At 73.5% G+C, this 13,363-nt stretch carries 11 protein-coding genes and 1 pseudogene; 4 read left to right on the top strand and 8 right to left on the bottom strand.

The annotated features are described in order from the left end of the window. Nucleotides 1–136 precede the first annotated feature (136 nt). A pseudogene (locus GPJ59_RS24415) lies at nucleotides 137–496 on the top strand (C40 family peptidase); the annotation flags it as partial. Between the two features lie 52 nt (nucleotides 497–548). Here the strand turns inward: GPJ59_RS24415 and GPJ59_RS24410 are convergent. Together GPJ59_RS24410 and GPJ59_RS24405 are read right to left on the bottom strand one after the other, a co-directional pair. Next, the gene (locus tag GPJ59_RS24410; RefSeq protein ID WP_219669828.1) at nucleotides 549–1,232 is read right to left on the bottom strand and encodes a LuxR C-terminal-related transcriptional regulator; all 684 of its coding nucleotides are present in this window, start codon (nucleotides 1,230–1,232) and stop codon (nucleotides 549–551) included. Next, nucleotides 1,229–2,521, bottom strand: coding sequence for an ATP-binding protein (locus tag GPJ59_RS24405; RefSeq protein WP_219669826.1), 1,293 nt, complete (start codon nucleotides 2,519–2,521; stop codon nucleotides 1,229–1,231). The genes GPJ59_RS24410 and GPJ59_RS24405 overlap by 4 nt, the downstream gene beginning before the upstream one ends. 132 nt (nucleotides 2,522–2,653) lie before the next feature. Here GPJ59_RS24405 and GPJ59_RS24400 point away from each other — a divergent pair, with 132 nt between their 5' ends. After that, the gene (locus GPJ59_RS24400; RefSeq protein WP_219669824.1) at nucleotides 2,654–3,970 is read left to right on the top strand and encodes a PspC domain-containing protein; all 1,317 of its coding nucleotides are present in this window, start codon (nucleotides 2,654–2,656) and stop codon (nucleotides 3,968–3,970) included. Then, nucleotides 3,957–4,181 (top strand): hypothetical protein, encoded by a 225-nt coding sequence (locus GPJ59_RS24395; RefSeq protein WP_219669818.1) that lies wholly within the window; start codon nucleotides 3,957–3,959, stop codon nucleotides 4,179–4,181. The genes GPJ59_RS24400 and GPJ59_RS24395 overlap by 14 nt, the downstream gene beginning before the upstream one ends. On the opposite strand, the gene GPJ59_RS24390 is transcribed toward GPJ59_RS24395, so the two are convergent. From GPJ59_RS24390 to guaA, 4 genes are all read right to left on the bottom strand, one after another. Then, nucleotides 4,127–4,642 (bottom strand): DoxX family protein, encoded by a 516-nt coding sequence (locus GPJ59_RS24390; protein WP_219669816.1) that lies wholly within the window; start codon nucleotides 4,640–4,642, stop codon nucleotides 4,127–4,129. The two genes, GPJ59_RS24395 and GPJ59_RS24390, sit on opposite strands and share 55 nt — an antisense overlap. A gap of 18 nt (nucleotides 4,643–4,660) precedes the next feature. Then, nucleotides 4,661–5,926: a hypothetical protein gene (locus GPJ59_RS24385; RefSeq protein WP_219669815.1), complete on the bottom strand. Its 1,266-nt coding sequence runs from the start codon at nucleotides 5,924–5,926 to the stop codon at nucleotides 4,661–4,663. A 138-nt stretch (nucleotides 5,927–6,064) separates the two neighbouring features. Then, nucleotides 6,065–6,895 (bottom strand): class II aldolase/adducin family protein, encoded by an 831-nt coding sequence (locus tag GPJ59_RS24380; protein ID WP_308120453.1) that lies wholly within the window; start codon nucleotides 6,893–6,895, stop codon nucleotides 6,065–6,067. A gap of 117 nt (nucleotides 6,896–7,012) precedes the next feature. Then, the gene (gene guaA / locus GPJ59_RS24375; RefSeq protein ID WP_219669812.1) at nucleotides 7,013–8,593 is read right to left on the bottom strand and encodes a glutamine-hydrolyzing GMP synthase; all 1,581 of its coding nucleotides are present in this window, start codon (nucleotides 8,591–8,593) and stop codon (nucleotides 7,013–7,015) included. Between the two features lie 305 nt (nucleotides 8,594–8,898). On the opposite strand from guaA, the gene GPJ59_RS24370 reads away from it, so the two are divergent. After that, nucleotides 8,899–9,159, top strand: coding sequence for a chorismate mutase (locus GPJ59_RS24370; protein ID WP_219669806.1), 261 nt, complete (start codon nucleotides 8,899–8,901; stop codon nucleotides 9,157–9,159). Nucleotides 9,160–9,560: 401 nt separating this feature from the next. Here GPJ59_RS24370 and GPJ59_RS24365 read toward each other — a convergent pair whose 3' ends face one another. Further along, nucleotides 9,561–11,354, bottom strand: coding sequence for a GMC oxidoreductase (locus GPJ59_RS24365; protein WP_219669805.1), 1,794 nt, complete (start codon nucleotides 11,352–11,354; stop codon nucleotides 9,561–9,563). Between the two features lie 13 nt (nucleotides 11,355–11,367). Further along, nucleotides 11,368–12,975: a succinic semialdehyde dehydrogenase gene (locus tag GPJ59_RS24360; protein WP_219669803.1), complete on the bottom strand. Its 1,608-nt coding sequence runs from the start codon at nucleotides 12,973–12,975 to the stop codon at nucleotides 11,368–11,370. Nucleotides 12,976–13,363: the final 388 nt, after the last annotated feature.

The raw sequence follows: 13,363 nt of genomic DNA, 5'->3' as shown, positions 1-13,363 counted from the left end.
CTTCCTGCCCGTTCTGTCATCGTCCATATGTGTCTTGGCTTGTAGTGCACGTGCTGCGCCCGTAACTTGACCGCGTACGTTGGCCGGCCGCGTCAGTGTTGTAAAAGGCCCGCCGCCCCCGCCGCAGGCTCCGCCTCCCGCCGACGGCTCGCGCGCCGCCCGTGCCGTGGCCTTCGCGCACAGCGCGATCGGCCGGCCGTACGTGTGGGGCGCGACCGGGCCGCAGTCCTTCGACTGCTCGGGGCTGACCCAGGCGGCCTGGCGCTCGGCCGGGGTCTCCCTGCCGCGCACCACCTACACCCAGATCAACGCGGGCCGGCGGATCGCCAAGAGCCAACTGGCCCCCGGCGACCTGGTCTTCTTCTACTCCGGGGTCAGCCACGTGGGGATCTACATCGGCAACGGCCAGATGATCCACGCCCCGCGCCCCGGCTCGACCGTGCGGATCGCCCCGATCGACTCGATGCCCTGGGCCGGCGCCACCCGCCCCGCCTGAGCCCAGCCCGAGCCGTCCCTGGCCGTCAGCCCGACAGCCCGGGTACCCCGCCTCAGACCAGCCGACGGGCCGTGGCCCAGCGGGTCAGCTCGTGCCGGTTGGACAGCTGCAGCTTCCTCAGGACTGCCGAGACGTGCGACTCGACCGTCTTGACGGAGATGAACAGCTGCTTGGCGATCTCCTTGTACGCGTAGCCGCGCGCGATCAGCCGCAGCACCTCGCGCTCGCGCTGGGTCAGCCGGTCGAGGTCCTCGTCCACCGGCGGCGCGTCCGTGGAGGCGAAGGCGTCGAGCACGAAGCCGGCCAGCCGCGGCGAGAAGACCGCGTCGCCCTCCTGCACCCGGAAGACCGAGTCGACCAGGTCGGCGCCCGTGATCGTCTTGGTGACGTAGCCGCGGGCGCCGCCCCGGATGACGCCGATGACGTCCTCGGCCGCGTCCGAGACCGACAGCGCCAGGAAACGCACCGGGTTCTCGGCCGCCGCCATCAGCGGGGCGCACCGGCGCAGCACCTCGACCCCGCCGCCGCCGGGCAGGTGCACGTCCAGCAGCACCACCTCGGGCCGGGTCGCCGTGATGACCGTGACCGCCTGCTCCACGTCGGCCGCCTCGCCGACGACCTCGACCCCCGTGCGCGCCGTCTCGCCGATCTCCGCCTGGACGCCCGTACGGAACATGCGGTGGTCGTCGACGAGCACCACCCGAACGTGCCTGTCCGTTCCCGCTGCCTCGTTCATGGGGTGCTCGCCCTCTCCATCTCCAGCTCGACTTCCGTACCGCCGCCCGCCGCGGCCCGCAGCCGTGCGGTGCCGCCGTTGCGCTGCATCCGGCCGATGATCGATTCTCGTACGCCCATGCGGTCGGCCGGAACCGCGTCGACGTCGAAGCCCGGTCCGCGGTCGCGTACGGACACGAACACCGTGCGCCCCTCCACCTCCGCGTAGACCTGGACCGGCCCGCCCTCGCCACCGTACTTGGCCGCGTTGACCATCGCCTCGCGCGCGGCCTGGATCTGTGCGCCCAGCTTCTCGTCCAGCGGGCAGTCGCCGACCAGGACGACCTCGATCGGGACGCCGTGGTGGTCCTCCACCTCGGCCGCGGTCTTCTTGACCGCCTCGGCCAGGGTGGTGGGCTCCTCCGCCTCGTCCTTGCCGGTGCCCTCCGGCTTGTACAGCCAGTTGCGCAGCTCTCGCTCCTGCGCGCGGGCCAGCCGGCGCACCTCGCCGGCGTCCTCGGCGCCCCGCTGGATCAGGGTCAGGGTGTGCAGCACGGAGTCGTGGACGTGCGCGGCGACCTCGGCGCGCTCCTGGGCGCGGATGCGCATCAGGCGCTCCTCGGAGAGGTCCTGGGTCATCCGGATCAGCCAGGGTCCGGCGAGCAGGGCCACGCCGACGAGGACGGCGAGGGTCGCGGTGAGGACGTTGCCGAGCTGGGCGGCGGAGCCGCGGACGACGATGAAGACGGTGAACCCCACGCCGACGAGCAGCACTCCCGCCAGCGCCCGGGCCACCTGGAGCAGCCGGGCGTTGCGGCCGGCGGCCGAGGTCCAGTGGGAGCGGCGGGCGTTGTCGGCCTGCCGCCACACCAGGACCACGCCGGCGCCGACGAGCAGGGTCGGCCAGACGTAGCGGCCCGAGTCCCCGCCGACCTGGACCTTGCCGATGAAGATGCCTACGCCGACCAGCAGCACGAGCAGCGGCAGGATCTGCGCGGAGTCGGGCTTGCGCAGCAGCCGCCGGCCGCCGGAGAGGGCGTCGAGGTAGGGGCGGGGGGCGGCGGTCCCGCCGACCCCGAGCGGCACGAAGACCCAGAAGGCGGCGTACAGCAGCACGCCGAGCCCGTCGCCGAACATGAACATGCCGAGGAAGGCGAGCCGGACCCAGGCCACGGGCAGCCCGAGGTGTCCGGCGAGCCCGCGCGCGACACCGCCGAGCATCCGCCCGTCGGCGCTCCGGTAGAGCCTGCGCTGCGGCGGCTCCTCCGGTTCGGGGGCGAGCGGGGTGCGGGATACGGCTGCTACGGGCATGTTCCCGATGGTCACATGCCCGCCCGGGCGGGGACATCAGGGCATCCCCCCACTCGTGACCGGGGGATATCAGGGTTGTGCCAGGGTCGGGCCGGATACCGGCGCCCCGGGCGGGCCGTCACCATGGAGTCCATGACCGACGTCCACCAGAGCCCGGCGAGCGGCGCCGCGCCCCCGCCCGCCGACCGGCCCCCGCTGCGCCGCAGCAAGCGCAACCACGTCATCGCGGGCGTGTGCGGCGGGCTCGGCCGGTACTTCGACATCGACCCGGTGGTCTTCCGGATCGTGCTGGGCGTGCTCACCGTCACCGGCGGCGTCGGCCTGATCTTCTACGGCTTCGCCTGGCTGCTGGTGCCGCTGGAGGGCGAGGAGGACAACGAGGCCCGCAAGCTGCTGAGCGGACGGGTGGAGGGCGCCACCCTCGCCGCGGTCCTCGCCGCGCTGGTGGGCTGCGCACTGTTCCTGTCGATGCTGGACAACGGCGGCCTGGGGGCCTTCTCGATCCTGGTCATCCTGGCCGTCTCGGGGGCCGCGTACTTCTCGCAGCGCCGCCGCGCCGCCGCACCCGAGGGCGAGGGCGAGGGCGGCGCCGAGTCCCGGGAGCGGCACCGCTCCGAGCCGCCGCCGGAGACGCAGGCGCCGCCCGCCCCGGGCGGGCCGTCCTGGTGGCGCGACCCGCTGGTCAAGGACGGTACGACCGGCCCGGTGGGCTCCGGCTACCTGTGGGGCCCCGACGACTCCGAGGACTCGGCCCGCCCGGCGGCGGCCACCCGCGCCGGCTCCGGCTCCGACCGCACGCCGGACGGCCGCCGCCGCAGCGGCACCGGCATCGGCGGGCGGGTGTTCGTCCTGGCCGCGGTCGCCGGGTTCGTCGCGGCCTCGGCGGTCTGGCACGCCAACCCGCTCGGCCACGCCCTCCAGGTCGGCCTCGCCGCCGCGCTCGGCGTCTTCGGCCTGGGCCTCGTGGTGAGCTCGGTCAAGGGCCGCACCGGCTTCGGCACCCTCCTGCTGTCGTTCGTCACCGCCCTGCTGCTGGCCGGGGCGACGGCCATGCCCCGGGAGATCTCCACCGACTTCGAGCAGGTGGTGTGGCGGCCGGCGGCGGTGGCCGAGGTCCGGCCCGCTTACGCGGCCGGCACCGGGTACGCCACCTTGGACCTCTCCGGGCTGGACGTGCCCAAGGGCCGCACGCTGACCGTGAGCGCCTCGCTGGACGCCGGCAAGCTCAAGGTGGTCGTGCCCCGCGAGGTCACCGCCCGCGCCGACATCAGGATCCGGCTGGGCGACGTACAGCTGCCCGGTGAGGACCCGGGCCGCATCCAGGGCGTGCGGGGACAGAGCCGGCGGGCGGACCTGCCGCCCGAGGCCGGCACCGAGGCCGGCGGGACGATCGAGCTGCACCTGGACGCGGGTGTGGGACAGGTGGAGGTGGCCCGTGCGGCGTCATGAGTTCCAGCCGGGACGGCTGCTGGCGGGCCTGGTCCTGATGTTCGGGGGCCTGCTGTACCTGCTCGACGCGAGCGGCGAGCCGGACGTGCCCTGGTTCGTGATCGTCCCGATGACCGTGGGCGGGTTCTGCCTCGCGGCCCTGGTCGGCCTGGTGGCCTACGCAGTGCGCCGCGACCGGCGCGAGCGCAGCCAGTCGTCCAGCGAGGGATAGCCCGCCCCGGCCAGGACCAGCGGGATCCAGGCCATCAGGTAGATCAGGTCGTTGCCGTAGTAGTACGGGGTGACCGCCCAGGACACCGTGAGCCACAGGCTGAGCGAGATCAGCGCACCGCCCGCGGCCGCGGTCCGGGCCAGCAGCCCGGCCAGGGTGCCCAGGCCCACCAGGATCTCCCCGATCGCCAGCACGACGGCGAAACCGACGGGCGACTTCAGGGCCAGGTCCACCAGGCCGGGGATCGCGGAGGTGTCCCGGACGCCGCGCATCAGCTCGCCGATCGATCCGCTGCCGGAGGCGGACAGGAACGCGGGGTCGGTCAGCTTGTCCAGGCCCGCGTAGACGAAGGTCACGCCGAGGAAGATCCGCAGGGGCAGCAGGGCGTACCGCGCGGCCCGCTCCCGCAGCCCGGCCCGGGAGTGGCGGCCGGAAGCGGAGGAGACGTCAGTTCGGGTCATGGGGCATGTGTACCCCGATCACTCGGCCACGTCGATGGTGCAGCGGTTGGATTCCACCCCGGCGGCGGTGACCACCTGGATGTCGGTGCGCCCCGGTTCCACGTCGGCGGGCACGGGCACCGTCAGCACCGTGTCGGAGGGGCTGGAGAACCCGCCCGCCACCGGCACGAGCGGAACGTGCACGTGGACCGCGCCGATCCGCACCACCAGCCGCGCCAGCATCTCCGGCGTGTGCGCGCCGGGCGGTACGAAGCCCACGCCGCGGATCTCGATGTCGTCGCCGGTCCGTACGGCCGCGTCGAGGTCGCCCGGCTCCCGGGTCCGCACCACCGACAGCACCAGGGGGCGGCTGCCCTCGGCGTACTTGGCGGCCAGGTACACCGCCGCCGACAGGGCGACCAGCAGCGCCAGCGACCACGGCAGCCGCGGCAGCCGGTCCGGGAAGCGGGCCAGCGACACCGCCGCGAAGGCCAGGACCACGGTGGAGACCAGGACGTACTGGGCGTCGGGGAAGCTGCCCCGGCCGGAGTCGTCGGTCAGCAGGTCCGCGCCGCGCGGCCGGTCGGAGGGCAGCTTCTGCAGCCGCTGGACGAGGATGCGCACGGACACGACGCGGCGCACCAGGACCGCCACGCCCGAGGTGAGCGCCGCCACCGCCAGCAGCGGCAGTGCCCGCCGCAGCTCCAGCCCCGCGTAGAGGGCGGCCCGGTCGGGGCCGGTGCGGGAGGCGGCCAGCCGCAGCGCGGGCAGCAGCGCCGCGAACGCGGTCAGCAGCAGCCAGGCGCACGCCACCGCCTTGGAGGTGGACAGCCGGTTGTCCTCGCCGACCAGCGGGGCCAGCAGCCCGCCGCGTACGGACTGGGCCCGCGCCGCCACGGTCAGCAGCCCGGCCAGCACCAGCGCGGCCAGCAGTCCGGCCGTGCGGGCGGCGCTCCAGCCGGTGCCCAGCGCCGTGCCGACCTGGACCAGCAGCAGCACGCCCGCGGCGATCCACACGGCCAGTACGGCCCGCCGCGACAGCACGTGCAGCCAGGAGTGGCCGGCCTCGCGGCCCCGCTCGGCGACCGTGCGGGCGGAGAGGGTCAGCTCGTCGGAGACCCACTGGCGGGAGGCCCCGGCGGACCGGGCCACGGCGGCGGGCAGCCCCTGGCCGGCGGCGAGCGCGTCGCGCCGCTCCAGGAAGGCGGCGACGGCGCGGCGGTGGCCCTCGCGGGCGCCGTGCGGGCAGTCGTCGCAGGTGCAGCCGCCGCCGTGCGTACTTCGGTGGATCTCTTGGACAGCCACGTGCGTGCCGCCTCTCTCACTACCGTGCAATCACCGGGCAATGCCAGCTGATGCAACTACCGGGCAATGCCAGCGAATTGTGCACCACTGCGGCAGTGCTCCGGATTGCGCACGATGTCAGAGCGGGTGATTGACGGTTCATGATGTTGACGCCGGACGCTGCCGCAGGGGCTGGAAGTTGACCCATCCGGCGAGGTCGGTGCCGAACCGCTCGCGGGTGGCGAGGGCGCTGCGGTGGTCCACCGCCAGCGGCTTGCCGGCCGCCCGCGCGAGCAGCTGCACCTGGGCGGCCCGCTCCATCGAGACCAGCCACCAGGCCGCCGCGTCGACGCTGTCGCCCACGGTCAGCAGGCCGCGGCCGCGCAGCACCAGCGCCTTGCGCCCGCCGAGCGCACGGGCGATCAGCCCGCAGTCGGGGGGCTCGCGGTACTCGTCGAGGACGGCGTGGTCCTCGTAGAAGGCGCAGGCCTCCTGGGTGAGCGGGGCGATGCCCTCGCCGAGCGCGGCCAGCGCCCGGCCGTGCACGGTGGGCGTGTGGGCCACGGCCACGACGTCCGGCCGGGCCCGGTGGACGGCGGCGTGGACGGCGAACGCCAGCTGGTTCACGCGCTGTCCGCCGCGGACCACGCGGCCGTCCCCGTCGACGAGGAGGAGGTCCTCGGGGGCGACACGGGTGAAAGACCTGCCGAACGGGTTGACCCAGTAGCAGTCGCTATACTCCGGGTCCCTCGCGGTCAGGTGGCCCGCGACGCCCTCCTCGAAACCCAGCTCCGCGAACAGCCGCAGCGCCCCGGCCAGGCGCTCCTTGCGGTGCTCCCGCTCCTCCTCGACGGTCTCGAAGACCGGGGGCAGGGCGAACTCCAGGCGCTCCGCGGGGATCGGTGCCGGCTGCTCCGCCATGGGCACTCCTTCGGTACGGCTCGCGTTCTGTACGGCGCGAGTTCGGTACGGCTCGCGTTCGGTACGGATCCGGGCGCCACGGCCCGACTCGCGGCGCAAGGTACCGGCGGCGCCCGCAGGTGGCCAGAGAAACGGCGAGGCCGCCGCTCCCCGGGGGAACGGCGGCCTCGCGACGGGCTGGCGGAATTACTCCCACTCGATGGTGCCCGGGGGCTTGCTCGTGCAGTCCAGGACGACGCGGTTGACGTCCTTGACCTCGTTGGTGATGCGGGTCGAGATGCGGGCGAGCACCTCGTACGGCATGCGGGTCCAGTCCGCGGTCATCGCGTCCTCGGACGAGACCGGGCGCAGCACGATGGGGTGGCCGTAGGTGCGGCCGTCGCCCTGGACGCCGACGCTGCGGACGTCGGCGAGCAGCACGACCGGGCACTGCCAGATCTCGCGGTCCAGGCCGGCCGCGGTGAGCTCCTCGCGGGCGATGGCGTCGGCCTCGCGCAGCAGGTCCAGGCGGTCCTTGGTGACCTCGCCGACGATGCGGATGCCCAGGCCCGGGCCGGGGAACGGCTGGCGCTGGACGATCTCGTCGGGCAGGCCGAGCTCCTGGCCGACCATGCGGACCTCGTCCTTGAACAGCTGGCGCAGCGGCTCGACGAGCTGGAACTCCAGGTCCTCGGGGAGGCCGCCGACGTTGTGGTGCGACTTGATGTTCGCGGTGCCGGTGCCGCCGCCGGACTCCACGATGTCCGGGTACAGGGTGCCCTGGACCAGGAACTCGACCGGGGTCTCGTCCGGGGCCTCGGTGATGATCTCGGCCTGGGCCTGCTCGAAGACCCGGATGAACTCGCGGCCGATGATCTTCCGCTTCTCCTCGGGGTCGGAGACGCCCTTGAGCGCGTCGAGGAAGCGCTCCTGCGCGTCGACGACCTTCAGCTGCACGCCGGTGGCCGCGACGAAGTCCTTCTCGACCTGCTCGGTCTCGCCCTTGCGCATCAGGCCGTGGTCGACGTACACGCAGGTCAGCTGGGAGCCGATGGCCTTCTGCACGAGGGCCGCGGCGACCGCGGAGTCCACGCCGCCGGACAGGCCGCAGATGGCGCGCTTGTCGCCGACCTGCTCGCGGATGGCCGCGATCTGCTCCTCCACGATGGAGCCGGTGGTCCAGCTCGGGGCCAGGCCCGCGCCGCGGTAGAGGAAGTGCTCCAGGATCTGCTGGCCGTGCGTCGAGTGCATCACCTCGGGGTGGTACTGGACGCCGTACAGCCGCTTCTCGTCGTTCTCGAAGGCGGCGACCGGCACCACGTTCGTGGAGGCGGTGACGGTGAAGCCCTCGGGCGCCGCGGAGCAGGCGTCGCCGTGCGACATCCACACCGACTGGTGCTCGGGGGTGCCCTCGAACAGGGTGGAGCCCTGCTTGCTGACGGTCAGCGGGGTGCGGCCGTACTCGCGGGCTCCGGTGTTGTCGACCGTGCCACCGAGGGTGGTGGCCATCAGCTGGAAGCCGTAGCACATGCCGAAGACCGGGACGCCGGCCTCGAAGATGGCGCGGTCGAGCTGCGGCGCGCCCTCCTCGTAGACCGAGGAGGGACCGCCGGAGAGGATGATCGCCTTGGGGTTCTTGGCCAGCATCTCGGCCACGGGCATCGTGCTGGGCACGATCTCGCTGTAGACCCGGGCCTCACGGACGCGGCGGGCGATGAGCTGGGCGTACTGCGCGCCGAAGTCGACAACGAGGACGACGTCCGGGGCGGCGGAGGGTGCAGTGGGCACGAGGCTGCCTTCCGGCGGAAAAGAGGTGTTGTTTTGTCGATTCTAACGGGGCAGGCGCCCGCCGATTCGTCTCACCATCCGAACCCGGTTGGCCGGGCGGCCACCGGAGGGTAATAATCCGTTCCATGCGCAAGCAGCTGAGCTTCCTCTTTACCTATGGCACCGGACGGTCCGGTCGCCATGGGTCCGCGTGATGCTCGCTTGAGCCGCTGACTTCCCAGAGCGCCCCGGCCGACAGGCCGGGGCGCTCTCGCGTTCTCCCCGCTCCTGTCGGTCCCCGCCCCGAACACCCACAGGAGAGAGACATGACCGCCACCACCACCCCCGAGCAGCTGATCGCCGACTCCCGCTCCCGCATCGACGCGATCGACGACCGGATCATCGGACTGATCCAGGAGCGGATGGCCGTGTCCACCGTGATCCAGGAGGCCCGGATCGCCTCCGGTGGCCGCCGGGTGCACCTCTCACGCGAGATGGAGGTGCTCGCGCACTGGAACGACGCCCTGGGCAGGCCCGGCACCTCGCTCGCGATGACCCTGCTGGAGCTGTGCCGGGGCCGCGTCTGAGGCCGTGCCGGGGCGCGCGTACGAAGCCGTGCCGCGGCTGCGTCCGGGCGGGCCGGCGGGCGCCCACGCGTGTTCGTCACCCGTCCGGAGCGTGACCGGGCCGCTTCGCCCTTCGTTGACGGGGTTGTCACGCGTGGCTCCGCCGGAGCGATGAGACGCCGCTCCCGTGGGGCGCGCGTCGTGGGACCTCGCTGCGGCGCGTGACCGGACGGCAGGGGACAGCAGCCCGGTCACCTCACGAGGACGGCCGGCCCGGGGACGCCCGGGCCGGCCGTTCTTCCGTACCCCTCCGCACCGGTGGGGTGGTGCGCATCACACGCAACCATCCGTACCGATCACATGTCACCTCTGTACGGGGTCTGCCCTCGGAGGGGGAGCGCAGACCCCGTCACGCCTTCTTCTCACGCCTTCTTCGGGACCTCCGGCACCGGCAGCAGCGGCAGCCGCAGCGCGCCGAACGCCTCCTTGGGCACGGCCGGACGGACCGGCTCCACCGCGGTGATCCGCTCGTACGCCGCCTCCTGCGCGGGCCGCGGATCGGCCTCGCCCTTGTTCGGCCAGTACGCCATCGCCCGCTCGGCCTGCGCGGTGATCGTCAGCGACGGGTTCACCCCGAGGTTCGCGGAGACCGCGGAGCCGTCCACCACCGAGATGCCCGGGTGCCCGTACAGCCGGTGGTAGGGGTCGACCACGCCCTCCTGCGCGGACGCGCCGATCGGGCAGCCGCCCAGGAAGTGCGCGGTCAGCGGGGTGCCCATCAGCTCGCCGACGTTGCTGCCCGGGAAGCCGCCGATCTCCTCGGCGAGCAGCGTCGCCGCCCGGGTGGCCGCCTCGATCTGGGTCGGGTTGGGCGCGCCGTGCCCCTGGCGGGCGGTGAGCAGGCCCTTGCCCGGTCCGCGCGGCCGGCGGTAGGTGGACAGCGAGTTGTCCAGGGACTGCATGACCAGGCCGATGACGGTCCGCTCCGACCAGCGCCGGTTCGACAGCGAGCGCAGCAGCTGGACGGGGTGGGTCGCGGTCCGGGCGAGCCAGGCCAGCACCCGGTGCTTGTGGTACGGGACCTGGAGGACGGTCATGAACCCCATGGCGTTGGAGCCCTTGCCGTAGCGCACCGGCTCGATGTGGGTGTCGCCGTCGGGGTGGATGGAGGAGGTGATCGCCACCCCGCGGGTGAAGTCGGCCCGCCGGGCGCCGGCGTGCCGACGGCGGTAGCGCCGGTCGTCGGTCTGCGCGCCGACGATGCCTTCGGAGTTGGTCCGGGTCAGCTCGCCGAGCCGGTCCGAGATCCGCGGGAGCTCGCCGCGGTCCTTCATGGTGTGCAGCAGGGTCTGGGTGCCGTACGTGCCGGCCGCCACGACCACGTACCGCGCGCGCAGCACCTTCGCCCGGCCGCTGCGACGGTGGTCGGTGGGGACGGTGCGCACCCGGTAGCCGCCGTCGGGGTGGTCGGACAGGGCGGTGACGGTGGTCATCGGGTGGATGACCGCGCCGGCGCGTTCGGCGAGGTGGAGGTAGTTCTCGGTGAGGGTGTTCTTCGCGCCGTGCCGGCAGCCGGTCATGCACTCGCCGCACTCGGTGCAGGCCTTGCGGGAGGGTCCGGCGCCGCCGAAGTACGGGTCGGCGGTCTCCTCGCCGGGCCGGGCGCGGCTCGCGCCTTCGGCGTCCTCGCCGTCCCCGAAGAAGACGCCGACCGGTGCCATGTGGAAGGTGTCGGCGACGCCCATCTGCTCGGCGACGGCCTTCAGGTGTTCGTCGGAGGGGGTCATGGTCGGGTTCAGCCGGACCCCGAGCATCCGCCGGGCCTGGTCGTAGTACGGGGCGAGCTCCTCGTGCCAGTCGGTGATGTGCGCCCACTGCCGGTCCTGGAAGAAGGCCGGCGGCGGCACGTACAGGGTGTTGGCGTAGTTGAGGGAGCCGCCGCCGACGCCGGCGCCCGCGAGCACCATCACGTTGCCGAGCAGGTGGATGCGCTGGATCCCGTACAGCCCGAGGGCGGGGGCCCACAGGTAGTTGCGCAGGTCCCAGGAGTTCTTCGGCAGGCTGTCCCGGGTGAAGCGGCGGCCCGCCTCCAGGACGCCGACGCGGTAGCCCTTCTCGGTCAGCCGCAGGGCCGACACCGAGCCGCCGAAGCCGGAGCCGATGACGATGATGTCGTAGTCGTAGCCGTTGTCGCGGTCGTGGTCGCGGTCGTCCACCGGTGGTCGTCCCCTATCGCAGTCGGAGGGCCTTCATGACCTGCAGGCTGCGGGTCATGAACGCGGCGTACGCGTCGTCGGTCATGCCCAGCGAGGGGGCCATGGGCAGCAGCCGCTGGTGGGCGACGGTCTGCGCCTCGGTGTACTTGAGGATGCCCTCCGAGCCGTGCCGGCGGCCGAGGCCGGAGTCCTTCATGCCGCCCATCGGGGCCTGGGCGCTGCCGTAAGCGGGGGCGTAGCCCTCGTTGATGTTGACCGTGCCGGTGCGCAGCCGGGCGGCGACGGCGTGGCCGCGGCGGGCGTCCTTGGTCCACACGCTGGCGTTGAGCCCGTACGCGGTGGCGTTGGCCTGGGCGATCGCCTCGTCCTCGTCGGTGAAGCGGTAGACCGACACGACCGGGCCGAAGGTCTCCTCGGTGCACACCGCCATGGGCGCCTCGACGCCGTCGAGGATGGTCGGCTCGTAGAACAGCGGGCCGATGTCGGGGCGGGCCACGCCGCCGGCGACCAGCCGGGCGCCCTTCTCGACCGCCTCGTCCACGTGCCGCTGCACCGTCCGGAGCTGCCGCTCGCCGACCAGCGAGCCCATGTCCGCCCCGTAGGCCAGGGCGCTGCCCAGCCGCATCGCCTTGGTGCGGGCGGCGAAGCGCTCGACGAAGGCGTCGGCTATCGAGTCGTGGACGTAGAGCCGCTCGATGGAGATGCACAGCTGGCCGGCGGAGGAGAAGCAGGCGCGGACGGCGCCGGCGGCGGCCTTCTCGACGTCGGCGTCGTGCAGCACGAGCATGGCGTTCTTGCCGCCGAGTTCGAGGGAGACGCCGACCAGGCGGGCCGCGGCGCCCTGGGCGATCTCGCGGCCGACGCGGGTGGAGCCGGTGAAGGAGACGTAGTCGGCGTGCTGGACGACGGCGGGGCCGACGACCGGGCCCTCGCCGAGCACGACCTGGAAGACCTCGGCGGGCAGGCCGGCCTCGATGAGCAGGTCGCGGGCCCACAGGGCGGTCAGCGCGGTCTCGGTGTCGGGCTTCATGACGACCGCGTTGCCGGAGACGAAGGCGGGCAGGGCGTCGCCGACCGACAGCTCCAGCGGGTAGTTCCAGGGGGCGATCTGGCCGACGACCCCGCGCGGCTGGCGCAGCTCGGTGACCTTGGTGAGGACCGGCACGGCGCCGGTGTGGCCCTTGGGGCGCAGGTAGCCGGGGGCCTTGCGGCCGTAGTGCCGGGCGGCGACGGCGACGGCCTGGACCTCTTCGTGGGCGTGCAGCCGGGCCTTGCCGGTCTCCAGCTGGATCAGGTCGAGCACCTCGGCCTGGCGGGCGAGGACGAGGTCGTGGAAGCGCAGCAGGACGGCGGCGCGCCGGCGGACCGGCAGCGCCGCCCAGGCCGGCTGGGCGGCCCGGGCCCGCTCGTAGGCGGCGGCCACGTCCTCGGGCGTGGCCTCGGGCAGGTCCGCCAGCTTCGCCCCGGTGAAGGGGGTGTGGTTGGCGGTGGTGCCGGAGCCGGCCACGCCCCGGGTGAGCCGGGCGACCAGATCGGGGGTCACGACGTCGGCGGCGGTGCGCGCGCCGGCCGGAGTGGGAGCCACGGGATTGGTGGAGGCAGGCGCCTGCGAGACCGTCATGGCGGTGAGGGTATGCGGGGCCGGGACCTTTTGGGACCCGCCGGGAACCCTATTTTTCCATTCCTCCCGCGGTTGCTGGCGGGAGGCCCTGGCTCCCCTGCTCCCCGGCGCCGCCTGAGACCGGTGCCGCCTCCTGCGCACCGCAGCCCGGGCGCACCTGTCCGCGTTTGCCTGGTTCCACTACGCGCTCTCTGCCCCGCTCGGCGCGGCCCCGGGGGAGAAGGGCTCGGGCGGGCGCGGGGCGCCCCCCTCGGGCCACGTGACCCCGGCGGCAGCCATCCCGCCGGCGCTGCGCCGGTCCGTGAACAACACCGCCGGCACCTTCCAGACCTTCGCGAAGATCCGCTACACCACGTCCGGCAAGGCGCCCGAGCCCGCGCTGGTGGTC

Source organism: Streptomyces bambusae (assembly GCF_019400985.1).
GTDB classification, from domain to species: domain Bacteria; phylum Actinomycetota; class Actinomycetes; order Streptomycetales; family Streptomycetaceae; genus Streptomyces; species Streptomyces bambusae_A.
This window is presented reverse-complemented; position numbering and strand designations above follow the sequence as displayed.